Origin of the sequence: Planotetraspora thailandica, from assembly GCF_016863335.1 — a bacterium.
GTDB classification, from domain to species: Bacteria; Actinomycetota; Actinomycetes; order Streptosporangiales; family Streptosporangiaceae; genus Planotetraspora; species Planotetraspora thailandica.
On record NZ_BOOR01000017.1, the window covers coordinates 18,670 to 42,085 of the forward strand.

Below are 23,416 nucleotides of genomic sequence, written 5' to 3' on the forward strand. Positions count from 1 at the left end.
GGCCGTTACGCCGTCCGGGATGACGGCACCAGAGGACTGCTCGCCGGGTCGCCCGAGGGGTAAAGCGGGCGGCGGTCGATGCGGCGGCGGACGTCATCGGTCCCGAAGTGGTAGTCGATGCGCCGGGTCGCCTCGGCCCAGTCCTCCATTGAGCGAACCGCCGACAGGGCCTCCACCACCAGGGGATCGCTCCACCTTTCCACGGCGCGCTTCCACAGCGTGCCGGCGTCCTCGGTGAGGAGGCTGCCGACGGTGCCCTCGTAGATCGGCATCGCGCGGACCTCACCGTCCGGCTCCACCTGCAGCAGCGGGAAACCGTGCCGCCTCAGGAAGTTCGGATGCATCATCAAGATCAGGTTGTCCGACGTCGTCACCCGCACCGAGCGCGGTGCTAGGGAACGCAGCCGTTCGACGCGCTCCCCGCTCACCAGCGTGCGCAGCTGGTCGAAACCCAGCAGCTCGTGTCCGGCGAATCCCTCCCTGCTCGCGAGCCCGGACGGCGCCGCGGCGGCGAAGGTGAGGAACCGCATGTGCGGGAAGCGGGGGGCGACGGTGCGGCAGAACTCTTCCAGTTGATGGAGGTTGGACCGCAGGACCGCGTAGTCCACCCCGAAATCGACGGGGTCGGCGCCTCCCGCCACCCGCTTCCCGGACAGGTCGTCCAGGAAGGCCAGCGCGCTCATCGCCCGCTCGAACGAACCGGCGCGTCCGCGGATCCGGTCGTGCACCTCGGCGCTCGCTCCGTCGACGCTCACGGTGATCCGGGAGAAGACCCGGGTCACCTCTTCGGCCGACCGGCGGTCGAGAGTCCATCCGCCGGTGTAGAGGTTGGCGGCCACCCCCGCTTCCCTGATCCGCTCGGCGACCTCGACGATGCCTCTGACCAGCAGCGGCTCGCCCCCGGCGAACTCCACCGACTGCGGGCGCAGGGAGATGATCGCGTCGGCGACCGCGAGCATCTCCTCATGGTTCAGCTGCCGGGCCGGACGTCTGCCCGACTCGGAGTAGCAGTGCACGCATCGCAGCGGGCAGGCGTAGGTGACGTCCCAGACGACGTCGCCGGGCCCCTTCGGGGTGGTCATGGCATGGTCCTTTCCTCGTTCGCGTGACGCGCAGGGCGACAGGCGGTCCTCATGAGACGGGCGTCGCCCCGCCAGTGGCCGACCAGGTCGGCGTACAAGGGTGATCGAGTGAGCAGTTCCGGATGCGTTCCGGTGATTGTTGTGCTGCCGTCCATCAGCAGGACGCGCTGTGCTCTCATGGCGGAACTGATCCGATGGGCGATGACGATGAGCGTGCCGTCGCGTTCGGCGAACGCCTCCTCTGCACGCTGCTCGGCGGCAGGGTCGAGGTGGCAGGTGGCCTCGTCCAGGACGACGATCCGCGCGGGCGAGGCATGGACGCGGGCCAGGGCGATGAGCTGCCTCTCCCCGGCGGAGAGCGAGGAGGGTTCCTCGATGAGGGCGTCGAGCCCGCCGAGCCGTTCGACCAGCGGCAGGGCACCCACGGCCGTGGCCGCCGCACGCAGCCGCGCATCGGTGCCCCACGCCTCTCCCCCGCTGAGGTGGGCCCGAGTGAGGTAAGCGAGGTTCTCGCGGACGGTTCCGGTGAAGACGTACGCCTCCTGGGGCACGAGTGCGATCGCGGTCCGCAGGCGGTGTTCCGGAGTCTCCTCGAGCGCGAGCCCGCCGAGCAGTATCCGGCCACCGGCCGGTGTCAGGAGCCCGGTGAGCAGCATCGACAAGGTGGACTTGCCTGCACCGCTCGGGCCGACCACAGCCAGATGAGCCCTTTCGGGGATCGTTAGGTCGAGGTCGCGTACGACCGGTGTCGCTTCGGGCGCGTAGCCGAAGGTCAGCCGCTCGGCGTGCAGCGCATATCCGAGCGGGCGAACCGGGGTGCGCCCGGTCGACGGTGAGCTCGCGGGCACAGTGATGGACTCGGCGATCCTGCGCAGCGAGACGGCGAGGGCCACTCCCCAGCCGCCGACCGAGTTGACGAGCATGCGCAACGCCGGGTCGAGCCCGGTGGCCAGGTAGGTCACCGCACCGATGACCTCTCCCGCGCTCAGATGGCCGCCGTCGACGAGTGGACGGGCGGCGATCAGCAGGACGAGCAGCGGGAGGTGGACCCCGAGCGTGACGATCAGCCTCCGGCCGATGCCGGCCCAGGCCATGGACATGGTGGCCGCCACCTGTGCGGAGACTGCGGCGTCCACCGTCGCACGGGCCTGGTCATGGGCTCCGCAGGCGGCGACGTCGCGTATTCCGGCCAGGATCGGGGTGACCTCGGCGGTGAGCCGCTCGTCGGCCAGGATCAGCGCACGCTGCCGGTTCGTCAGCGTGCGCAGCAGCCAAGCGAAGACGGCCAAGGCCAGCAGCATCGGTCCCACGGCGATGGCGGCGGCGGGCGGAGACAGGGCCAGCAGCCCCACCAGTGCGGCGATCAACGACACGCCGAGCTGGCGGCTGCTGCGCAGCAGGGCGGACACCAGGTTCCGCAGCGTTTCCACCTGCGCGGTGAGACGGTTGACGGCGGCGGTGTCGGGCGGTTCCGCGCCTGTGGCGGCGCGGGTCACGGTGGCGGTGACCACGGCTCGCACGAGGTCGTCGCGCAGCGGTTCGACGACCTCGGCCAGGACGGGAAGCATCACCCGGGTGGCCACTGCTTTGAGCGACATCACCGCGGCGAGCAGGCCGAGGAAGGCGAGGCCGACGCCCGGCCTTTCCGCCAGGAAGCCGTGGTCGACGGCGGCGGCGACGAGCAGCCCAGACAGCAGCGCCGGAACCGATTCGACGGCGGACAACGCCAGGGCGACGGCGAGTGGGCGGCGGCGAGGCCGGAGCAACGCCAGCAGCAGACGCGGCGTGCTGAGTGCATGGGGCCCTGTGAGGGGGCCGGCCGCCGGTCGAGCGACCGAGGGCGACCCGGTCAGCGAAGCACCGGACACGGCTCCTCCTTTCGGCTGACGTCCCCGGTGGCGAACAGGGCGCGGTAGGCCGGGTCGTTCCAGAGGTCCTGGTGTGTGCCCTGAGCGCGCACCCGGCCGCTTTCGAGCCAGACGACCAGGTCGGCGTGGGCGGCGGTCGTCGCCCGGTGCGCGACGACCAGACGGGTGCGTCCGCGCATCCCGTCCACGAGGGCGCGCGTCACCTGAGCCTCGGTCGCGGTGTCGAGGCTGGAGGTGGCGTCGTCGAGCACGGTCAGCCGGGCGCGCCGTACGAGCGCGCGGGCCAGGCCGAGGCGCTGGAGTTCGCCACCGGACAACGGCGCGCCCGCGGCCGGGGTGTCGTACCCCTGGGGAAGCCGGCCGATGACGTCGTCGACACGGGCAGAGGCGGCGGCCTCCCGTACGGCCACGCGGTCGATCCCGGGCCTTCCGTAGGCGATGGCCGATGCGAGGTCCCCGCCGAGGAGTGCGGGACGTTCGAAGGCGTAGGCGACGACGTCGCGCAGAGAATCCGGAGCGATCTCGTCCAGGGGCCGGCCGTCGAGCGACACCTGTCCGCGATCGGGGTCGAGCAGCCTGCCCGCCACCATGGCCAGCGTCGTCTTGCCCGCGCCGGACCGGCCGACGACGGCGGTCAGCAGCCCTGCGGGGATCTCCAGGTCGAGTTCGTCCAGCAGCCGGGCGCCGTCTCGCGTCACGGTGACGCCGCGCAACGACAACGCCCCGGGGCCTTCGGGCGCCGGGTGCGTGCCGGGGACCTGGGTGGGCAGAGCGAGCACCTGGCAGACCCGCCGCGCCGCCGACCGGGCCTGAGCCACGCTCACCACCGCTTCGACCTGTTCGATGAACGACAGGCCCAGCGTGGCGTACCCGGCCACAGCCAGCAGTTGCCCGGGCGCGAGACGTCCGTCCACGACGCCGAGGCCCGCCACGGCGAGGACCGCCACCTCGATGAGCGGCAACACCAGGCCGATCCGCCACACGCCGCGGGCCTGGGCCCGCCACAGGGCGTGCCCGGCCGCGGACAGTTCGGGCAGCGGGGCGAGCACGCGGGCGATCTCGCGGTCGGCGGTGCCGGAGGCCCGTACGGTGCGGATGCCCGCCAGGGTGTCGGTGAGACGCGCAGCCAGACGGCCCTGTGCCTCCTGGTAATCGTCGAAGAGCCCGGACATCCGGGTGACGAAGACGAAGATGACGATGAGCGCGACGGGCAGGCCGGCCAGGAAGGCGAGCCCGGTCCGCCAATCGATGAGGAAGAGCGCGGTGACCCCGCCTGCCGCGGTGATGAGCCCGGCGGCGGTGTCCAGCAGGGTCAGCGGGACGTTTCCGGCGTTGGCGGTGTTGCTCACCAGCCGGTTGGCCAGTTCCCCGATCGGGAACCGGCGGGCCTCGCCCACGCCGAGACGCAGGATGTGGCCCGTGAGCCGCAGGCGCAGCGTCGATGTGGCCCTGGCGTTGGATGAGGCGCCGGCGATGTTGCGCGCCAGGTCGGCGAGCGTGAAGAGGGCAAGGATCAGAGCCAGCCGCGCCGCCGCGGTGAGCACGCCTTCACCCGCGAGCACCCCGTCCACCGCGGCGGCCAGCAGGGCAGGCATGGTCAGTGTCGCGGCCGAGGCGACGGCGGTCCCGACGGCGACCACCGCCAGCGGCCGCCAGGCGCGTAGTGCGAGGGAGGCGAGAAGGCGGTCGCCGTCCTTGTGCGTCACCTGCTCTCCGGCGGCGCAGTGACGAGTGCCTGACACGGGGCCTGACATGGGGCCTGACATCCTTCCTCTCCGTCTCTCGTTCGTGATCTCCCACAGGACCCGGTCACCGCCGACGGCGGTGACCGGGGATTTCACTAGGCCAGGCTGAGGGTGATGAAGCAGGTCTCATCGCCCTCGCACGTCACACCGAAGCAGGTGAGCGTGCAGGGCCACAGCCACGACTCCTCGGCCGCCGGAAGCATGTCCAGCGCCTTGACGTCGATCTCCACGGCGTTTCTCCCTTTTCGCCGCCCGGTCATGACCGGGACGTCGTCAGATGGTGATGAGGCAGCTCGACTCGCACGAGACGAAGCACGTGATGACGCAGGGCCACAGCGAGGACTCCTCGGCGGCCGGGAGCATGTCCAGCGCCTTGACGTCGATTTCCATTGCGTTTCTCCTTTTCCGCCGCCTGGTCACCACAGCACCGGTGACCTGGGGCTCCGTCAGATGGTGATCCAGCAGCTGTCCGCGCACGTCCCCGCCCCGCAGGTGACGAGGCAGGGCCACAGCGAGGACTCCTCGGCCGCCGGAAGCATGTCCAGCGCCTTGACGTCGATCTCCACGGCGTTCTCCTTTCCGTGATGGTTGGTCGATCCTTAGATGTCGGTGATCCAGCAGGTGGAGGCGTCGCCGCAGGTGTAGGGATTGCAGGTCGGCGCACAGGGCCACAGCTGCGACTCCCCGGTGGCGGGCAGCATGTCGAGGGCGTTGATGTCGAGTTCCATGACGGTTTCCTTTCGTCGATCCGTGCCGCTCGCTTCGAGACGGCCTGGGCACCGGCCCGCATCAACGGCGATCGGGCCGGGGTCTGTTGAGTCCGCGCACGGCGGACCGGCGCGGCGGGCGCGCGAGGCGTCGCCGTGCCACGCGCTAGGCGGGGAGGGACGCCCCCCTGCGAATGGAGGAGCCGGCGGTCCTCGGCCCGGCCCCTTCGCTCAGGAAGTCGATGAGACGGCCGGCGACCAGGTGCCCGTCGCCGGAGGCCAGCGGGTCGTGGTCGGCCCCGGCGATCTCCAGGTAGACCGGTTCCACCGGGTGGCCGGCCGCCAGCAGGCCGGCCTGCAACCGCCGGGAGTGGGCGACCGGGATGATCGAGTCCTGCAGGCCGTGAACGATCATGATCGGCAGGCGCATTCGACCCGCCAGCCGGGCCAGGTCGCGCGGGCCGAGCGCATCGTCGAGCTCCACGCGACCGCCGAGCCGATCGAGCAGCGTGCGCACGCTGGGCGGCCCGTCCTGATACAGCTTCCGGCCGGACAGGAACGGTGCGACGACGGCGGCGCGAGCCCACCGGTCCGGCTCCGCGGCCGCGGCCAGCAGGGCCAAATAGGCGCCGTAGCTGATGCCGTACAGCATGGGCCGGTGCCGGCCCGGTCCACGCGCGTCGGCCAGCGTGCGCCCCAAATGGAGGATGTCCGCGAGGTCGGGGCCTCCCCACGCGTCATGGATGGCGTCGCGGTGCGCGGCCCCGTAGCCGGTGCTTCCGCGCTGGTTGGGTGCGACCACCGCCATTCCCGCCGCGGCCATCCGCTGGAACAGCGGCTCGAATCCGAAGTGCCAGGCCGCCTCCGGGCCGCCGTGCAATGCCAGGACCACATGCTCGCTCGTCGCGGGATCGCCGTACACGACGGCCTCGATGGGCCCGGCCGGGCCTTGGTAGTCCACCGTCCGGGCGGGAACCCAGCGTCCTGGGTGCTCCTCGGCGGCTGCCCGAAGGCCCGCGCCGGGCCGCAGCGGATCGGGCAGGGTGACCACCCCGAGTGGACGGTCCGGCGCACTGTGCAGCAGATGCAGCCCGCCGTCGGTCCAGCGCGCCGTCGGCTGCAACGTCCCGAGCTCGGTCTCGACGGTCGTGTCCGCCACGAGATCGTGCAGCACCAGGTGGGAGCGGCTGCGGCGGACGGCCGACAGGGCCAGGTGCCGTCCGCCGGGATCCAGGGTCAGTGGTGTGACGGTGCCCTCGACACGGTTCAGCCGCTCGGGGAACACCGTCGGCGCCGGGTCGTCGCGGTGCCGTACGCCGAGACGGAAGGTGCCGTCACGCCGTGCCGCGGTGAGCATCACGCCGGTGCGCGGCGCGGCCATGAGCAGGTGCTCGCCGTCCGCCGACCCTTCGAGCGGCGCCGCGACACCGGTGGCGAGGTCGAGGACGAGCGTGGGGCCGGCTCCCGGCTCCGGGCGCGCCAGCGCGAGACGCCGGCCGTCCTCGTCGAGCCAGGCTCCGCCGCCGACCACACCGGTCAGCTCGGCGATCGGCTCGGGGCGTTCGGCACGCCCTGACACGCGCCACACCGTCGTGCGCCCCTCCTCGCCGCTCTCGAACAGCAGGGCGGCGGTGCCCGGCGCGATACCGGCGACGAGCCTGAGCCCCCTGTTTCGAGGGGTGAGCAGTTCGTGCTCCTCGGCGGCCGTGCCGTCCGGTGCGGGGACGACGAGCAGCAGCCGCGCCGACCCCCTGCCGTGGCGGCACAGCAGCACGTCGCCGTCTCCGGTCGGGAGCGGGAGCGTCCACGAGGTCTCGCCGTCCCGGGTGGGTGACAGGCGTGGCCGCGGCGTGGGACCGGTGAGGTCCCACAGTTCCGGCATGAGCCTGTCACGGCCGTAGGCGGCCAGGCAGGTGGCGTAGTGCCCGTTGCCGGAGAACCGGAAACTGATCCGCCTGACCTCCGCGGGCAGGCCGGTGACGGCAGTCGGCAGGGACCTCATCACGCCCTGCCACCGGTCGTCGCGAGTCCCTTGTCGGCTCGCTTTTCCGCGGTGATCGCGGCGTCGGCCATCCACGGGCGGGGGCCGCCGTGGCGCAGCCGCAGCATGAAGGCGAGCACACCGGCCAGACCGGTGTTCCAGCCGAACGTCACATCGAGGGCGTTCTCGTCGGGCACCACGAGCAGCCCGTCGCGCATGGTTGCGCGCGCCCACAGCACGCCGGCCAATTCCTCGGCCTGGTCCCGGTAGACCGGCTCGCCGGCCGCTTCCGCCAGGTCCAGCAGGAACTGCCCGTCTCCGGCCAGGCCGTGGCAGGCCGCGGTGCCGGAGCGCAGCCGGTGGCCGTGCACCGCCATGGCGGCGGCGCGGGCCACCTCCAGCGCACGCCGGTCCCCGGTGGCCGCGTGCAGGCGTACCAGGAAAGTCCCGATTCCGGAGGATCCGCTGCACCAGTGGGGCATCTTCGCCCCGCCGTGCGGGCCCTCCCCCCACCAGGCCGCCCCGCCGTGATAGCCGGCCGCATCCACGAGAGTACGGCCGGCGGCAACGGCCGTCTCCAGACAGTCCTCGCGCCCGAGCGCGGCACCGACGGTCAGCAGGTAGGCGCCGATCCCGGCGACGCCGTGGGCGAAGCCGTAGTGCACCACGCCCGCCAGCGCGGAGTCGAAATCCTTGGGGATGGCCCACAACACCGTGTCGGGGGTGCGCTGCGCGACTTTGAGCAGTTCGTCGGCGCAGGCGCTCGCCCGGTCGCGGAATCTCGTGTCACCAGTGGCGTTCCACAGGTGCAGCAGCGCCATCCCGGTCCCGGCCAGGCCATGGCAGATGTCCGGGTTCGGCCAGCTGACCGGCAGGTCAAGGGCGAGGTCGAGGCCCGCCGCGCGCACGTCGTGGTCGTCGAGCGCCGTGCCCGCCTCGTACAGGGCCCAGGCCATTCCGGCCCGGCCGAAGTACAACCCCGGTGAGGGGCGGCGCTCGCCCGCGAGGCAGTGGATCATCCAGTTCGCGCCGTCGCGCAGGCCGGTCGTGAGCCGGCCCCGCAACTCCTGCGGCAGGGGCGCGGCATCGGGCCCGGCCAGGGAGGCCATCAGGTGGAGCACTCCGGCCGCGCCGTACTGGACACCGCAGGGGTCGGCGTTGGCGCCGTACCCGGTGGCGGCCCACAGCCGGGCGGACGCGACCGGCTCCGCCACCCCGCCCGAGGACGCCGAGGTGGACGCCGAGGAGGACGCCGAGGTGGACGCCGAGGTGGACATGGTGCGCAGGGTGTACGCCAGCCCGTCGTGCAGCAGCCGGTCCTGCTCGGCCGTGCCGAGCCGGTGACCCCCCTCCGCCACGGGAGGCGCCTGCGGGCCGGTGGCCAGGCCGGACAGGAACGCGCGGACCCTGGCCAGATCCCACCGCAGGGCGGGATCCTCCACCATCAAACCCACGATCATGGGAACCAGCTCGGTGGCCACGGGATCGCCGGAGGCGGCCACGTCGACCAGCGTGCGCACCTGGGAGTCCCACGATCTGGCCTGCTCGCCCTGATCGGCCAGCAGCATCGGCTGGCACGCCGTCACCAGGTAGAACACCGTCGCGCCCAGCGCGTAGAAGTCCACTTCGACGCCGGGGCAGGGCCCGTGGGCGGGAGCCTGCTCCTGCTCCGGCGGCGCGTATCCGGGGGTGTGGGCGCGCCCGACCAGAGTGCCGGGCATCGCCGCAGTCTCCAGGTCGATCAGCCGGCAGTCGCCGTCCCCGGCGACGATGACGTTGTTCGGGGTCAGGTCACGCACGATGTAGCCCTGCTCGTGCACCGTCGTGACCAGGTCGACCAGGCGCCCCACCAGGCCCAGCACCGTTTCGCGGCGGCGGGGGTCCGGTGCTTCGACTCTGCGCTCGCCCGCCCAGGCGGTGAGGACGGTCCCCTCGAGACGCTCCTGCACCAGGAACAGGTTGTCGTCCTTGTCGAAGAACGCCACCCTGCGCGCCGTGACGCCGAGCGGCCCGAACAGGCCGAGCATCCGCCATTCGTGCCGCAGGGCGTCGCGCTCGTCACGTCCGGTCAGCCTGGCGCCCACGTGCGGCCGGGCCTGCTTGACGACCACGTGCCCGCCGGTGTCGCGGTCCTCGGCCAGGAACACCCCGCCCTTGGCGTTGTGCCGCACGGCCTGGCGCACGACGAACCGGTCGGCCAGCAGTACCGCCTCCGGCGCGGCCACCCGTACGGGGGCCTTGCCCGATTCGAAGGGGCAGGGCGCCCACGAGGGTGGGGAGTACCAGGCGTTGCGCTTGTCGGTCACCGGCGTGCCGTCGGGCGCGGTCAGCCGCGACGCGTAGGTGCCGTCGTTGTCCAGCACGGAGGGCGCGGAGAACACCCCGTAGCGGTAGTGGACCAGGCTGCCCGGCTTGTACGCGCGGTCGGACAGGATGGGCGGCCCGGGCAGGCCCATGGTGGCCGCGTGCAGTTCCTCGGCGATCGCGGTCGCCGCCCGGTCGTCCGCCGGATAGACGGTGATGAACTTCCCCACCGCCCCGCGGTCCTGCTCCCTGGACACCAGGCCGGACAGTTCGGCCAAGGTCGCGGCGAACTTGAACGAGCAGCGACGCCGCGCCAGCACCTCCACCGCGCGTGCCAGCACCACCGGGGCCGACAGCGGGGTCGCCGAGACATGCAGCTTCCAGCCCTGCGCCCTGCGTGCCGCGCCCACCGGTGTCACATACGTCCACGGCCGGCGGGTACGGAACTCCCAGGTGGTGGCCTCCTTCGCGGCCTCCTCGCCGGCCGTCGCACGGCCCGCCCGAGCCAAGGCCGCTTTGGCGATGTCCTCCAGCACGTGTCGATCCACGCTGGTCTGGTCTTCACGCCCATTGCGCGCGTCCACGCCGTACCCCCTGCAGGCTTCTTCCGAATTCGACAAAAATCCCCGGACGATCAGCGCGGACCGGGAATCAGCGCGAATCCGCTGCCCCCACCGTCATTTCGACGAGCCCGTCCCCCACCGGCTGACCGACTTCAGGTATAGGAGCGGCGACTTGAATTGCTCTTGGAGCGCACTGGGAAACCGGTGGTGACTTGTCCTGCCGGGATGCTCCGCGTCCACGTGACCCCGGCCTTTCACCTGCGTGAACGCCCCCAACCGGCGGCTCGGCGCGGGCGGCATGTACCGGGTCGCCTTTGTTTCGGAGCCTGCCGATCCGGCGCCGGCAGGCAGCAATCGAACCGATCCGGAATGGCTTGGGAATGTCCCGCCGGCACCACAGGCATCTGTTTGCAAATCAGCACCGAACTGCTCACGCCCACGTTTGTGACGCGGTTTGTCACTGGCCGCACGGGTGCCGGACGGAGAATGCGGCGTCGGTCACTGTGCGCGCCGGACCGGCCGCAGAAGTTACAGTCCCTTCGTGCCGACCAACAGAAGACCGCGGGTCACCATCGACCAGGTGGCGCAGGCCACCGGCGTCTCCCGACAGACCGTGTCCCGCGCGATCAACAACAAGTCCGAGATCGATCCCGAGACCCGGCAGCGTGTGCTCGACGCGGCCCGGGCGATGGGCTACCGCCCCAGCCGGTTCGCCCGTGGCCTGGTCCGTCAGGACCTCATCACCCTCGGCCTCGTGATCGCCGACGTGCTGAACCCGTTCTTCCCCGAGGTGACGGCCGGCGTTCTGGAAGCCGCCGAACGGCGGGGATGGCAGGTCGTCGTCTACAACACCGGTTCGGAGCACCGCAAGGAGCTCGAGGTGGTCGACCTGCTGTTCGACCAGGTGGACGCGGGCGTGGCCTTCCTGCTCCATCACGACGCGATCGCCAAGGCCGCGGCGGGCAACCTGCCGTTCGTCCTGCTGGACAAGGGCGGTCGCGCCCCCGCGGTCCCCGGCGTGCGGATCGACTTCGAAGGCGGCGCCCGGCGCGGCCTGGAATACCTGATCGGCAAGGGACACCGCCGCATCGCCATGCTCGACGACGAGATGGCCCTGTCCGGTGAGGCGCCGAACGCCCGCCGGGAGCTCTACCTCAGGGTCATGGGCGAGCGGGGAATCCCCGTCGACGTCGGCTGGATCCAGCCCGCGCACAATTCGATCGACGGCGGAGCCGCGGCGATGGAGCGGCTGCTGTCAGCCCACCGGGACGTGACGGCGGTGTTCGCCTACAACGACGTGATCGCAATCGGGGCCCAGCTCCGCGCACGCGCCCTCGGCCTGCGCGTGCCGGAGGACTGCGCGTTCCTCGGCTTCGACGGCCTGAGCATCGGCGAGCTCGTGGAGCCTCCGCTGACCACGCTCCACATCGACAAGCGCCGCCTGGGCGAGATCGCGGTGGAGCAGGCGGCGCTGCTGCTGGCCGGGGCGGGCGAGACGGAGATCCCCGAGGCCGTTATCGAACCGCAACTCCTCATCCGGGCATCCGCCTGAGTTCTCACTATTGACTTTTGTCCTGCGTTGGAACAAGGTCTCCGTGAACGCTCACGTGAGCGGTAACGGAGGAATGGAAATGGCCCGGCCGAATGAGATCGCCGACGATCCCATCGCTTGCGGTGTCCGCCGCCAGGAATGGCTGCGCGACAGCGCCCTGGGCCTCTTCCTCCACTGGGGCATGCGGACCTCTCCCGCGTACGCGGATGTGCAGGCGTGGGAGGACCGGGTCACCGCCGACGGGTGGACCGCCGAGCGATGGCTGGACAAGGCCGGAGCGCTGCACGCGGGCTACATCGTGCTGGCGTCCTTCCACAGCCGGCTCGGTTACGTCCGCGTGTGGCCGTCGGAGGTTCCCGGAAGCCCCGCCACCCGGCGGGACTTCCTCGGGGAACTGGTGTCGGCGGCCACGCGCGCAGGCGTGAAGGTCCTGCTGTACATGACCGACGATCCCCAGTGGCACGACGAGACGGGCACCGAATCCCTCGACTCGGCCGCCTACTCCGCCTACAAGGGTTCACCGGTGGACCTGACCACCCGCGACGGCTTCGGGGAGTTCGCCTACGACAACTTCACCGAGGTGATGCGCCGCTATCCGGGTCTGGCCGGATTCTGGATCGACAGGGAGAACGCCTACTGGAGGCGGTCCGGCCTGTACGACCGGATCCGGACGGAGCGTCCCGGGTGGATCCTGGCCTGCAACGACAAGGACACCCCGCCCGCGGACACGGTCATGGACGTCGTCGCTCCCGGCATGTCCGTGAGCGCTCTCGTCCCCCGGCTGACCGAGGACCGTTTCACCGTCGCCGACACCTGGTGGTTCGACGGCGACGACCCGGCGGTCAACCACGGCCGGGTCATCGGCCGGATAGTCGCCAACGCGGCGTCCTCCGTCAAGTCGCTGCTCGCCTTCGGCCCGCAGCACGGAGGACTGTTCCCTCCCAACCAGGAGGCGTTCGGCGACTTCGCCGCGCGCTACCTGGACGCGATCTGGGAGTCCGTCGGAGGCACGGAGGGCGGCGGGCAGTCCGGCCCGTCTGGTACGGCACGGCCGGGGCCGCGTGGCGACGGCGTCACCACCCTGACGACCGTACGCAGGGACGATCCTGACCGGCACTATCTCCACGTCGTCGCCAGGCCACCGGACGGCACGGTACGCGTGGCGGACGGCGGCCTGCCGGTCGTCGAGGCGCGTGACGTGCGCACCGGCGACGCCGTGGCGTTCGCGCAGTCCGGCGGGCATCTCACGATCAGCGGAATCACCTCATGGGATCCGTACGACACGGTGTTCGCGCTCAGGACGGCACGGGCATCGTCGGGGACCGCTTCGCCGCATCCGGCGGCGTCAGAAAACACCCCTCATCCAATATCGGAAGGCACATCGTCATGAAGCACAGAGCTTTACTGACGGCTCTGGCCGCCACCGTCACGCTCGCCGCGTGCAGCGTCGGTCAGGAGCAGACGGCGCAGACCCAGCCAGGAGCCGCCGGCAAGAAGGAGATCAGCTTCCTGGTCTTCGAGACGCCGAACATGACGCCCCAGGTGTGGGACGCGGCGATCAAGCGGGTGACCGACAAATATCCGGACATCTCGGTGAAGAAGCTGGTGGCACCGAGCGCTGACCGGGTCTCCTACGCCAAGCAGCTCCTCGCCTCCGGCCAGTTCCCCGACGTCATGATCGCGGTGTCCCCCGCGGGATTCGCCGAAAGCGGGGCGATGGCGGCCTTCACCCCCGAGGAACTGAAGGACTTCGACTTCCCGAACAACGGCGCGGTCAACGGCAAGATCTACCAGCTGCCCACCAACACCCAGACCATCCCGGTCGTGTACTACAACAAGGACCTGTTCGCCAAGGCCGGCATCAGCGCTCCGCCCAAGACGTACGCCGAACTGCTCGACGACTCCGCCAAGCTGAAGGCCAAGGGGATCACGCCGTTCGTGGTCGGCGGCGGCAAGGACCCGTTCGCCTCTTCGCTCGCCTGGACGGCGACGATCGCGACCGACGTGTACGCCAAGACCCCCGACTGGATGGCCAAGCGGCGCGCGGGAACCGTGAAGTTCACCGACGCCGATTTCGTCAAGGCCACGACCAAGTTCGCCGACCTGGCCAAGCAGGGCTACATCGACAAGAAGGACGTCGCGCGCGACTACGCGGCGACCGAGCAGGCGTTCCTCGACGGCAAGGGCGCGATGTACCCGATGGGCAACTGGTTCGCCGCCGCCGGGGACGACCCCAAGCGCAAGCCGTCATGGGAGATCGGCGCGTTCAACTGGCCGACCGACGACGGCAGCACGGTCGTCCCCGCCTTCACCGGCGGCGGACTGTCGGTGAGCGCCACGGCCAAGAACCTCCCCGAGGCGAAGAAGTTCGCCCTGGCGTACACGATGGACCAGGCCAACCTCGACGCCTCGGTGCACAACGACGGGCTCTACCCCGCGGTCAAGGGCTACACGCCGCCGGCCGACACCGGCGCGGTGTTCAAGCTGGGATACGACCTCTACCAGCAGGGTGTCCAGAACAAGACGGTCACCCAGGCGTTCGGCTGGGAGTCCGGTAACGACGGCATGCTGCCCGGCCTGGTCGACAAGTGGCAGGCGGCCGCCCAGGACCTCATCACCGGAAACAAGTCGGTCCAAGAGGTGCTCTCCTCCCTCGACGACGAGTGGTCCAAGGCGTCCTGACCCATGGCAGTGGACGTCAAAACGACACCCGTGCCCGCCTCCGCGACCCTCCGGTCGCGGAGGCCGGGCCGGATCCCGGCGGAACGACTGCGGTCGTTCGCGGCGTTCGGCGCGCCGGGCCTGCTCATCTACGCCTGCTTCGTGCTGGCACCGATCGCGATCAGCTTCGGGTACAGCCTCACCAACCACAACCCGTTCAACCCGCCGACCAAATTCGTGGGCCTGGAGAACTACCGGCTGCTCTTCACCGACAGCGAGTTCCTCACCTCACTGCGGGTGACCACGATCCTCACGGTCATCGTGGTGATCGTGCCGAACGTGGCCGGGCTCGGCATCGCCGTGCTGCTCGATCGCAAGGGCTGGCTCTACAACGCCCTGCGCACCGTGTTCTTCACCCCGATGGTGCTCAGCTCGGTCGTGGTGAGCATCGTCTGGACCCGCATGCTGGACGACGAAGGACCGGTCAACCAGGCGCTACGCGCGCTCGGCGTGGACCAGCCGCCGGGCTGGCTGTCCGACCCGCGGCTCGCGTTGTACTCCATCGCGACCATCCTGTCCTGGCAGATGCTCGGATTCTGCGTCGTCGTCTACCTGGCCGGGCTCCAGGGAGTACCCACCGAGCTGGCCGAAGCCGCCTCGATCGACGGCGCCGGCCCGATGCGCCGGTTCTGGTCGGTCACCTGGCCCCTGCTCGCGCCCGCGCTCACCATCAACACCGTGGTGCTGCTGATCAGCGCGTTCAAGGCCTTCGACCACATCCAGGTGATCACTCACGGCGGGCCGGGCACCGGCACTACCGCGACCATCGCCTACAACGTCCTGCAGACCGGCCTGGTGGCCAACCGGCAGGGCTACGCGTCGGCGATGGCCATCGTGATGCTCGTGATCATCGCGGCCGCCGCCGCGGTGACGCTCCGCGTGCTCAACCGGCGGGAGGTGAACCTGTGAAGGATGCCCGCGCGCCGTGGCTGCGCCCCGTCGTCGCCCTGATCATCAGCGCGTTCTTCCTGGTGCCGCTCTACATGATCCTCGTCAACGTCTTCAAGCAGGGCGAGGAGATCACACAGTCCCCGTCGTCGTTGCCCGTCCCGCCGACGCTCGCCAACATCACCGGTCTGCTGAGCCGTACGGACAATCTGTTCTGGGCGAGCCTGGTCAACAGCATCGTCGTCACCACGCTGTCGATCATCCTGCTCACGGTGCTGTCGGCGATGCTGGGCCACTATCTGGCCCGGTCGCGGAGCAGGTGGGCGCGTGTGGCCATGCTCCTGCTGCTGGCAGGCCTCATGATCCCCCCGCAGGTGATCCTCATGCCGGTCACGCAGGTGCTGCGCGCTTTCGGCCTGATGACCACGCTGCAGGGGCTGGTCCTGTTCAACGTGGGGTACTACATCCCCTTCGGCGTCTTCGTCTTCACCGGCTTCCTGCGGGGCATCCCGATCGAGCTGGAGGAGGCCGCGGCGATCGACGGGGCGAGCCGGACCCGGATCTTCTGGCGGGTGGTCTTCCCGCTGCTCCGTCCCGCGACCGCGAGCGTCCTGATCTTCCTGGGCGTGTGGATCTGGAACGACTTCATCGATCCCCTGGTCATCCTCGGGCCGTCGCAGGGCACCACCATCACCACCGGCATCTACCGGTCCATCGGCCAGTACCAGGCCGACTTCGGCACGGTCTTCGCCCTCATGTTCCTGGCCACGCTGCCCGTGTTGATCTTCTACCTGTTCCTGCAGAAGCAGTTCGTCAAGGGCCTCACGGGAGGAGCCACCAAAGGATGATTTTTCATCCGATCGCCGAGATTACGGTCGACCCGGGGCGTGGGCAGGTCCACGCGCATGGCTGGCAGAGCTGGACGCCGACGGCGACGCTACCCGTCACCGCGCGCGGCTTCCGGCCCGTGCTGCCGGTCATGGAGACGATGCGCTACCGGCCGGGGCACTCGGCACCCGACGACGGCTTCCAGGGCGAGGGCCTGCTCGCGGTCGCGCCCGGGCCGGACGAGCCGGTGCGGCTGTTCGCCGCGCGGAACGGCCTGGTGAACGTCCCCTCGATCCGGGCACGGCTGGACGGCGATCTGCTGGTGATCACCGCGGACCAGCCGGAAGAGATCGTCGAGAAGTCCTACCCGGGGCCGATCGACGCGGCGCTCGCCGCCTTCTCCGACCGGCTGGCCGCCGAGGCCGGAGTGGGGGCGCTGCGACGTCCCCCCACCGTGTGGTGCTCCTGGTACCACTACTACGAGGACGTGACCGAGAACGACGTGCTGGAGAACCTCCGGGCCATCGGTGAGCACGAGCTTCCCGTCGACGTCGTCCAGATCGACGACGGCTGGGAGGCCGAGATCGGCGACTGGCTGACGCCGTCCGGACGTTTCTCCTCCATCGCCGGGATCGCGGCACGCATCCGCGCCGAAGGAAGGCGGGCGGGCCTGTGGATCTCGCCCTTCGTCGTCGGGGCGCGCAGCGAGATCGCCCGCCGGCACCCCGAGTGGCTGGTGGGCGACGCCGGGAACAACTGGGGCCAGGATCTGCACGGACTCGACGTCACCCACCCCGGCGCGGCCCGCTATCTGCGTGAGGTCTTCCAGACCCTGTGCGAGTGGGGCTTCGACTACTTCAAGCTCGACTTCCTGTACGCCGGAGCGGTGGAAGGACCACGCCACTCCGGAGCGTCTCTGCTGGCCGCGTATCGGGAGGGCATGGCCCTCGTCCGCGAGGCCGTGGGGGCCACGCCGTACCTGCTGGGCAGCGGCGCCCCGATCCTGCCGAGCGCCGGACTGGTGGACGCCATGCGCGTCTCCCCCGACGTCGCCGCCGCCTACGACGCCGGCACGGGCGACCTGTCCGACCCCTCCCAGCATGCGGCGACCCTGACCACCGTCGGCCGTTCGTGGCAGCACGGGCGACTGTGGGTCAACGACCCGGACTGCCTCATCGCCCGGCCTGCCGTACAACGCCGGGAGGACTGGGCCGGCGTCGTCGAGCGTTTCGGAGGCCTGCGCGCCTCCTCCGACAGGATCGCCGACCTGGACGACTGGGGCCTGGAAACGACCCGGCGCCTGCTGTCCTCGGTCCCCTCTCCGACCCCTTTCACACCGTAGGGACGATGGAGTGCCGCATGACGGTTGCCGGCCTGTGCGGGGGCCTGGCCGTCAGAGCGGCCCGGATTCCCTGACGCCGGCGGCCCCCGGGACTGCACCCCCGGGGGCCGTCGAAAATCAGCTGACGGTGATCTTGTCCAGGTCGGGGGCGTTGGCCCCGTTGTTGTAGAAGCGCAGGTCGTTGGCGCCCGCGTTGAGGGTGACGTTCAGCGTCGCACTGGTGGGCGTCGACCAGCTCGTGCCGGTCGTCGGCAATTCGATCCCCGTGCCCGCGTTGACGCTGACGAAGAACGACCGCGTCCCGTCGACCTCGGCGTACACGGTCAGCTGCTTGGTGCCCGCCGTGGCGGCGTTGACGGTCAGGGTCGCGTAGTTCGCCGCGTTGTTGCCGATGAACCGCACCTTCGCGCCGCCTGAGCAGGTCGCGCAGGCGGCGGCCACCGCCGAACCGTTCATCGTGCCGGTCTCACCCTCGACCGTGGTGGTGGATCCGCCGCCGGCGTAGGCTCCGCCGATCCACGTCTCGTCGACCCGCAGCCGCTTGTAACGGGTGGTGTCGGTCGACGCGGCGTACGTGTCGACCGCTTCCAGCCGGACATACCGGGTGGTGGTGGCCGGCAGGTCGATGAACTGCACGCCGCGGCGGCTGGGCAGCGTGCCGGTCTTGACCGGGCTTCCCCAGCTTGTGCCGTCGCTGGAGACGTAGACGCGGTAGTTCTTGACCCGGGCGGACTGCTCGGTGTCCGACCGGGCGTAGCTGACCGAGTCCTCACGCTGGTTGATCCCGATGTACCGCACGGCCTTGGCCGAGCCCAGGTCGTAGGTGAGCGAGACGGGCGTGGTCTTGTTGCTGTCCCAGTAGGTCAGGTAGTCGCCGTCTCCGGCGGCCGACGCGGCGTGCCCGCTCGCCGAGGCGGTGGCGCTCAGCGTGACGCCCGAGTAGATCCCCTCGCGACCGCTGCTCGTGACCGTGAAGACGGTGTCGTACGGATCCCAGGACGACACGCCGCTGATCGTCAGCGTGCCGCCGGCCTGGGTGAAACTCAGTGCCGCACCGGTGCGCAGGTTCTTCACGCCAGTGATCCGGTACCCGTTGTCACGCACCTGCAGCGTGCCGCCCGTGCTTCCCGACGGCGGGGTGATGACGTGGATGTAGTGCAGGTTGGGGTTCGTCTTGCTGATCGTCGTCACGCCGTGGGCGCCGTCGTTCCAGAAACCGGGCTGGAGGCCGCCGTACATGTACCCGCCGCCTTCGGTGCCGTTCAGCGACGGCCAGATCTGGTCGAGGTAGTCGTCGGCGAAGTCGTTGAACGCCTCCTGGTTCGACGGGAAGCGGCCGTTGACCTGCGCGGTCTCGGCCATGAGCGCCTTGATGGAGGAGCCGGCGTTGGTGACGAGACGGCCGATCGTGAGCTTGCGGTCCACCGAGGGGTTGGACCCGTCATACCACCACGCTCCGGTCGAGGGGAGCTTGAAGTCGGCCTCGATCAGCCGGGGCGCCGCCGTGTAGACCGCCTGCGGGTAGTCGTAGGCCGGCGTCATCCCCGTCTTCTGCTCGTTGCTGATCATGTCCATGATCGGCGTGTCCTCGTTGTTGTTGCTGATCGTGTAGTTGGGCCGGAGCTGGTAGATCTGCTCGTACAGGTTGTGGCTCTCCCAGTAGGCGTTGTCGTTGTCGATCCAGAACCCCGACAGGCTGGGGTACCGGTTCGCGACCTCGAGGATGTTGTCGTAGCTGAACTCGCCGAAGCCGTCCCGAGTGGTGAGGTCGACGGTGTGCCCCTTGTAGGCGGAGTAGGCCGAGGAGTCGAGCCAGTCGCCCGAGGTCAGTCCGTCGGCATGCCATTGCGGGTCGTCGGTCATGTAGAGGATGACCTTCACGCCCTGGGCGTTCGCGGCGGTGATCAGTTCGCCGAGGAAGTCGCGCTTGGTGCGGCAGCTTCCGGGGATCGCCGACGGCCATGGACGGGCGTACCCGAGGCGGCTGTGGAACGTCGCCAGCACGATGTACTGCGCGTGGAGTTTCTGCGCCTCCGACACCCAGTACCCCGGAGTCCAGCCCCCGTTGGTGACGTCCGCCTCCCACTGGGCGCAGTCGGTGTGCTGCGGGGCCGTGCGTTCCCCCCAGTGCAGGAACAGCCCCGCGACGGAGGAGCGCAGGAAGGCCTGGCGGGGATTTTGAAGATCGGCTCGTGCGGGGCCGGCCGGCGCCGTACTGAGAAGGAGGGCGGTCACCACGGCGAACGCCGCAGCGAGCCTCCTCCTCCTGCTGGTCGATGAAGGGGCCATCCAGGACTCCTTTCCCGCCGGCTCGGCGACCTTCGTGAGCGCTCACGGGATCGTTGCCGTGAGCGTTCACGGATGTGGGCGAGAGAGCCGGCTCAGCGCAAAGGTTGGATCTTTCGACTGTGATCCCACAAATGCGAACATCTGTCAACGCTCCAAGAGCGGGCCCGAAGCGGTGATTGCACGCGGTCGAACGACGTGCCGGTTGGCCTCGGCATTCACTGTCGGCAGCGATAGGCTCGCTGGAAGATCAGCATGTTGAGACATCGGCGAGGCGAGCATGATCTTCATCACTGCGAAATTCCGGATCAAACCCGAGCACGCCGAAGGGTGGCCGGAGATCACGCGGGAATTCACCGAGGCCACCCGCGGTGAGCCGGGCTGCCTGTGGTTCGAATGGTCGCGCAGCCTGGACGACCCGACCGAGTACGTGCTGGTCGAGGCGTTCCGGGACGGCGACGCCGGCGCCGCACACGTCCAGTCCGAGCACTTCAAGACGGCGCAGCGGACTCTGCCGCCCTACCTGGCCGAGACTCCGAAGATCGTCAACACGGTCCTGGAGCAGGACGACTGGTCCCTGCTCGGCGAGATGGCCGTCCAGGACTGACTGCTAGGTTTCGTCGCGCTCGAGGGCGATTCGTGTCCCGAAGCTGCGGCTGACGCGGTCGACGACCCCGCGAAGCCACGCGCGGTCAGCGGGTACGGCATGGCGGAGCCTCATCTGCCGGGCCTGCATCGGCACGATCCGCAGATCGGTGAGGTTTCCGGAGCGGGGCTGCAGCGAAGCGAAGTACATCAGGCGCAGGTCGTCCCGGTACTCCTCATAACCCGCGATGCCTTCGTAGTCGTCGATGAAGTCGCCGCAGCCGTACAAGATGAGCTTGTCGCGGTAGACCTCGATCGGGCGGGGATGATGCGAGGAATGTCCGTGGACGACGTCGACGGCGCCGTCCACCAGGGCATGGGCGAAGCGAATCTGGCCTGCCGGCACGGAATATCCCCAGTTGGTGCCCCAGTGGATGGAGGCGACCACGATGTCGCCCGGACGCTTCGCCCGGCTCACCCGATCGACGACGTCAGCCGCCGCGGCGTCCGACGGCTTGAGGACGAACGCGAGTCCGGCTTGATCGTCGGCTGCCGCCCATCCTGGCGGGATGCCGCTGGAGGCCGTTCCGAACGAAAAAATCAGTGCCCGCCCACCGCCGGGCAACGGGACGGCCGCGGGGCGCCACGCCTGACGAGCGTCCCGTCCCGCGCCGGCCGCGGTCAGTCCCGCCTCGGTGAGGGCGTCGAGCGACTCCCTGAGCCCCCGCCGGCCGAAGTCCAGCACATGGTTGTTGGCCAAGGCGCACACGTCGGGCCGGGCCACGGTCAAGCCGCCGAGGTTGTCGGGGCTCATCCGGTAATGCACTGCCTTGCCCGGGGCGAACTCGTCGCTGCGTGTAACGCTCGTCTCCAGGTTCAGCACGCGGACATCGGGCGCCACCGCGTCGAGCACCCGGAGCGCGTCTCCCCAGGGCCAGGAGAAGCCGACCGGGCGGGAAATCGGGCCGTTCACCGCCTCCGCCAGCTCCACGTACGCCCGGGCGTCCCGAACCCACATCTCCCGGAGGGCCGAGTCACCGGGGCGGGGAAGGATCTGGTCGACGCCACGCCCCAGCATCACGTCGCCGCAGAGGAACAATGTCACCCGGTCTTCGTCGTCGCATTCCCCGGGCCGAGCTCGGCCGTCCGATGTCATGAACGCGGTGAAACGGCTGCACCCGGCCATGGCCCCATCATGACCTCGCGCCCGGGGCCGCCAGGAACTCCTGCAAGCGGCCCACTGGCCAGGTGTTTATGATGCGATCCGGGGCCAGCCAGCCCCTCTGGGCGGTGCCGACGCCGTAGCGCATCATGCTCAGATGCGGAACCGCGTGGGCGTCACTGCCGATGGAGAACAGGACGCCGTACTCCTGAGCTCGCCGTACCAGTTCGGCGGGCAGGTCGAGGCGGTCGGGGAATGCGTCGATCTCCAGAGCCGTCCCCGTACGGGCACACGCCCGGAACACCTCCTCCCAGTCGGCCTCGACCGGCTCCCGTTTGCCGATGGTCCGGCAGGTGGGATGGCCGATGATCTTGACGTTCCGGTTCTCGCAGGCCCGGACGAAGCGCCGGGTCATCTCAGCCGCAGACTGGGTGAAATGCGAATGCACCGAAGCGACGCACAGGTCGAACCCGGCCAGGAAATCCGGCGGCCAGTCGACGTTCCCGTCCGGGTCGATATTGAGCTCGGTCCCGTGCAGCAGGCACATCTCGGGATAGGCATCGCCCAGCTGTCGCATCCGTTCACGCTGATCCAGTGCCTTGTCGTCGGTCATCCGCTGCATGTACAGGTTCGGCGCGTGATCGGTGACGGCGTAGTAGGCGTAGCCGCGGGCGGCCGCCGCCGCGACCATCTCCTCCAGCGACGCCAGGCCGTCGGTGAGATCGGTATGCGTGTGGAGATCGCCCCGGATGTCCTCCTCGGCCACCACCTGCGGAAGCTCTCCCCGCAACGCCGCCTCTATTTCACCGCTGTCCTCCCGTAACGGGGGCGGGATCCACGGAAGGCCGAGCATGCCGTACACCTCCGCCTCGTCGGCGGAGACGATCTTCTCTCCGGTCGCCACGTCGAAGACGCCGTACTCGGAGAGTTTCAGCTTCTTGTGCACCGCGATTTCACGCGTCCGGATGTTGTGCGGCTTGGAGCCGGTGAAGTACTGCAACGCCGCACCCCAGGAATCCCGCGGCACCACCCGGAGGTCGACCTGCAGCCCTGAGGCCGTCCGGATCGAGCTCTTGGTCTCGCCGTGCACGATCACCTCGGCCACGGAGGGCAGCGTGGTGAAGGCCGCCATCAAGGCCGGCGCGTCCCGGGCCGTGGCCAGCACGTCGACGTCGCCGATCGTGTCCTTCATCCGGCGCAGCGACCCGGCGTAAGCGCACCGCAGGCAACCCGGCATCGCGGAAAGCGCGGCGACGACCTCCTCGGCGACGGCCATCGCGACACCGATGTTGACGCGCCTGCCGGCCTTGCGCATCAACTCGATCCCGTGGAGCAGGTTGTCCTCGGTCTTCTCCCCGAAGCCATGCAGGCCGCACAGCCTCCCGGTCCTGATCGCCTCCTCCAGCGACTCGACCGAGTCGACTCCGCACTCCTGGTACAGGACCATCGCCTTCCTGGGCCCCAGCGACGGAATCGTGATCAGCTGCCGCACCCCCGCCGGAATCCTCGCCCGCAGTTCCTCCAGCTGATGGATCGCACCCGTGTGCAGGTACTCATCGATCTTGCCTGCGATCGACCCGCCGACATTCGGTATCCGCCGCAGCCCGCCCACGTCCAGGCAGGCAACGTCCTGCCGGTATCCGCCGACCGAACGGGCCGCCTTCTCGTACACCCGCACCTTGAACGCGTCTCCACCGGTGATCGCGATCAGGTCCGCGTACTCCTGCAGCAACCCCGCGATCTCGTCGTTGCGTGTGCCCATCTCGTCCACCTCATTCAGCGCCTCCGGCGCCCACCGGCGA

General features: G+C 69.9%; 19 protein-coding genes. 7 read left to right on the forward strand and 12 right to left on the reverse strand.

The window, feature by feature from the left end:
• Positions 1 to 5: 5 nt before the first annotated feature.
• The 9 genes from Pth03_RS13270 to lanL all read right to left on the reverse strand — a co-directional run bounded on the left by Pth03_RS13270 (position 6) and on the right by lanL (position 10,271).
• Complete coding sequence (locus Pth03_RS13270) at positions 6 to 1,082, reverse strand: radical SAM protein (RefSeq protein WP_203944531.1); 1,077 nt, start codon at positions 1,080 to 1,082, stop codon at positions 6 to 8.
• On the reverse strand, positions 1,079 to 2,950 hold the full coding sequence (locus Pth03_RS13275) for an ABC transporter ATP-binding protein (RefSeq protein WP_239119001.1): 1,872 nt from the start codon (positions 2,948 to 2,950) through the stop codon (positions 1,079 to 1,081). The genes Pth03_RS13270 and Pth03_RS13275 overlap by 4 nt, the downstream gene beginning before the upstream one ends.
• Positions 2,932 to 4,656 (reverse strand): ABC transporter ATP-binding protein, encoded by a 1,725-nt coding sequence (locus Pth03_RS13280; RefSeq protein ID WP_239119002.1) that lies wholly within the window; start codon positions 4,654 to 4,656, stop codon positions 2,932 to 2,934. The genes Pth03_RS13275 and Pth03_RS13280 overlap by 19 nt, the downstream gene beginning before the upstream one ends.
• 134 nt (positions 4,657 to 4,790) lie before the next feature.
• Positions 4,791 to 4,925: an ALQxL family class IV lanthipeptide gene (locus tag Pth03_RS13285; protein WP_203944533.1), complete on the reverse strand. Its 135-nt coding sequence runs from the start codon at positions 4,923 to 4,925 to the stop codon at positions 4,791 to 4,793.
• 43 nt (positions 4,926 to 4,968) lie between these two features.
• Positions 4,969 to 5,085, reverse strand: coding sequence for an ALQxL family class IV lanthipeptide (locus Pth03_RS13290; RefSeq protein ID WP_203944534.1), 117 nt, complete (start codon positions 5,083 to 5,085; stop codon positions 4,969 to 4,971).
• Positions 5,086 to 5,141: 56 nt separating this feature from the next.
• A complete protein-coding gene (locus Pth03_RS13295) occupies positions 5,142 to 5,261 on the reverse strand; it encodes an ALQxL family class IV lanthipeptide (protein ID WP_203944535.1) in 120 nt (39 codons plus the stop codon).
• A gap of 33 nt (positions 5,262 to 5,294) precedes the next feature.
• Positions 5,295 to 5,423: an ALQxL family class IV lanthipeptide gene (locus Pth03_RS13300; protein ID WP_203944536.1), complete on the reverse strand. Its 129-nt coding sequence runs from the start codon at positions 5,421 to 5,423 to the stop codon at positions 5,295 to 5,297.
• Between the two features lie 145 nt (positions 5,424 to 5,568).
• Complete coding sequence (locus tag Pth03_RS13305) at positions 5,569 to 7,404, reverse strand: S9 family peptidase (protein WP_203944537.1); 1,836 nt, start codon at positions 7,402 to 7,404, stop codon at positions 5,569 to 5,571.
• Positions 7,404 to 10,271 (reverse strand): class IV lanthionine synthetase LanL, encoded by a 2,868-nt coding sequence (gene lanL, locus Pth03_RS13310; protein WP_203944538.1) that lies wholly within the window; start codon positions 10,269 to 10,271, stop codon positions 7,404 to 7,406. Before lanL ends, Pth03_RS13305 begins: the two co-directional genes overlap by 1 nt.
• A 520-nt stretch (positions 10,272 to 10,791) precedes the next feature.
• Here lanL and Pth03_RS13315 point away from each other — a divergent pair.
• The 6 genes from Pth03_RS13315 to Pth03_RS13340 all read left to right on the forward strand — a co-directional run bounded on the left by Pth03_RS13315 (position 10,792) and on the right by Pth03_RS13340 (position 17,581).
• On the forward strand, positions 10,792 to 11,802 hold the full coding sequence (locus Pth03_RS13315; RefSeq protein ID WP_203944539.1) for a LacI family DNA-binding transcriptional regulator: 1,011 nt from the start codon (positions 10,792 to 10,794) through the stop codon (positions 11,800 to 11,802).
• A 79-nt stretch (positions 11,803 to 11,881) separates the two neighbouring features.
• Complete coding sequence (locus tag Pth03_RS13320; RefSeq protein ID WP_203944540.1) at positions 11,882 to 13,192, forward strand: alpha-L-fucosidase; 1,311 nt, start codon at positions 11,882 to 11,884, stop codon at positions 13,190 to 13,192.
• Positions 13,189 to 14,484 carry an ABC transporter substrate-binding protein gene (locus Pth03_RS13325; protein ID WP_203944541.1) on the forward strand — a complete coding sequence of 432 codons (1,296 nt, stop codon included), beginning with the start codon at positions 13,189 to 13,191 and terminating at the stop codon, positions 14,482 to 14,484. The genes Pth03_RS13320 and Pth03_RS13325 overlap by 4 nt, the downstream gene beginning before the upstream one ends.
• Before the next feature lie 3 nt (positions 14,485 to 14,487).
• Entirely contained in the window at positions 14,488 to 15,432 is a 945-nt protein-coding gene (locus tag Pth03_RS13330) for a carbohydrate ABC transporter permease (protein WP_203944542.1), read from the forward strand.
• A complete protein-coding gene (locus Pth03_RS13335; RefSeq protein WP_203944543.1) occupies positions 15,429 to 16,259 on the forward strand; it encodes a carbohydrate ABC transporter permease in 831 nt (276 codons plus the stop codon). The genes Pth03_RS13330 and Pth03_RS13335 overlap by 4 nt, the downstream gene beginning before the upstream one ends.
• Positions 16,256 to 17,581, forward strand: coding sequence for a glycoside hydrolase family 36 protein (locus Pth03_RS13340; protein WP_203944544.1), 1,326 nt, complete (start codon positions 16,256 to 16,258; stop codon positions 17,579 to 17,581). The genes Pth03_RS13335 and Pth03_RS13340 overlap by 4 nt, the downstream gene beginning before the upstream one ends.
• Positions 17,582 to 17,698: 117 nt before the next feature.
• Here Pth03_RS13340 and Pth03_RS13345 read toward each other — a convergent pair whose 3' ends face one another.
• Complete coding sequence (locus Pth03_RS13345) at positions 17,699 to 19,870, reverse strand: discoidin domain-containing protein (protein WP_203944545.1); 2,172 nt, start codon at positions 19,868 to 19,870, stop codon at positions 17,699 to 17,701.
• A 277-nt stretch (positions 19,871 to 20,147) separates the two neighbouring features.
• Between Pth03_RS13345 and Pth03_RS13350 the strand changes: the two genes are divergently transcribed.
• Complete coding sequence (locus Pth03_RS13350; RefSeq protein ID WP_203944546.1) at positions 20,148 to 20,474, forward strand: putative quinol monooxygenase; 327 nt, start codon at positions 20,148 to 20,150, stop codon at positions 20,472 to 20,474.
• A gap of 3 nt (positions 20,475 to 20,477) precedes the next feature.
• Here Pth03_RS13350 and Pth03_RS13355 read toward each other — a convergent pair whose 3' ends face one another.
• A complete protein-coding gene (locus tag Pth03_RS13355; RefSeq protein WP_239119003.1) occupies positions 20,478 to 21,557 on the reverse strand; it encodes a CapA family protein in 1,080 nt (359 codons plus the stop codon).
• Between the two features lie 88 nt (positions 21,558 to 21,645).
• On the reverse strand, positions 21,646 to 23,376 hold the full coding sequence (polX, locus tag Pth03_RS13360; protein WP_203944547.1) for a DNA polymerase/3'-5' exonuclease PolX: 1,731 nt from the start codon (positions 23,374 to 23,376) through the stop codon (positions 21,646 to 21,648).
• Positions 23,377 to 23,416 lie beyond the last annotated feature (40 nt).

Excerpts from the sequence above, each read along its gene's own strand:
- polX (WP_203944547.1), bottom strand. The coding sequence starts at position 23,376 with ATGGGCACACGCAACGACGAGATCGCGGGGTTGCTGCAGGAGTACGCG.
- Pth03_RS13350 (WP_203944546.1), top strand. The coding sequence starts at position 20,148 with ATGATCTTCATCACTGCGAAATTCCGGATCAAACCCGAGCACGCCGAA.
- Pth03_RS13290 (WP_203944534.1), bottom strand. The coding sequence starts at position 5,085 with ATGGAAATCGACGTCAAGGCGCTGGACATGCTCCCGGCCGCCGAGGAG.
- Pth03_RS13305 (WP_203944537.1), bottom strand. The coding sequence starts at position 7,404 with ATGAGGTCCCTGCCGACTGCCGTCACCGGCCTGCCCGCGGAGGTCAGG.
- Pth03_RS13320 (WP_203944540.1), top strand. The coding sequence starts at position 11,882 with ATGGCCCGGCCGAATGAGATCGCCGACGATCCCATCGCTTGCGGTGTC.
- Pth03_RS13300 (WP_203944536.1), bottom strand. The coding sequence starts at position 5,423 with ATGGAACTCGACATCAACGCCCTCGACATGCTGCCCGCCACCGGGGAG.
- Pth03_RS13325 (WP_203944541.1), top strand. The coding sequence starts at position 13,189 with ATGAAGCACAGAGCTTTACTGACGGCTCTGGCCGCCACCGTCACGCTC.
- Pth03_RS13340 (WP_203944544.1), top strand. The coding sequence starts at position 16,256 with ATGATTTTTCATCCGATCGCCGAGATTACGGTCGACCCGGGGCGTGGG.
- Pth03_RS13330 (WP_203944542.1), top strand. The coding sequence starts at position 14,488 with ATGGCAGTGGACGTCAAAACGACACCCGTGCCCGCCTCCGCGACCCTC.
- Pth03_RS13345 (WP_203944545.1), bottom strand. The coding sequence starts at position 19,870 with ATGGCCCCTTCATCGACCAGCAGGAGGAGGAGGCTCGCTGCGGCGTTC.
- Pth03_RS13270 (WP_203944531.1), bottom strand. The coding sequence starts at position 1,082 with ATGACCACCCCGAAGGGGCCCGGCGACGTCGTCTGGGACGTCACCTAC.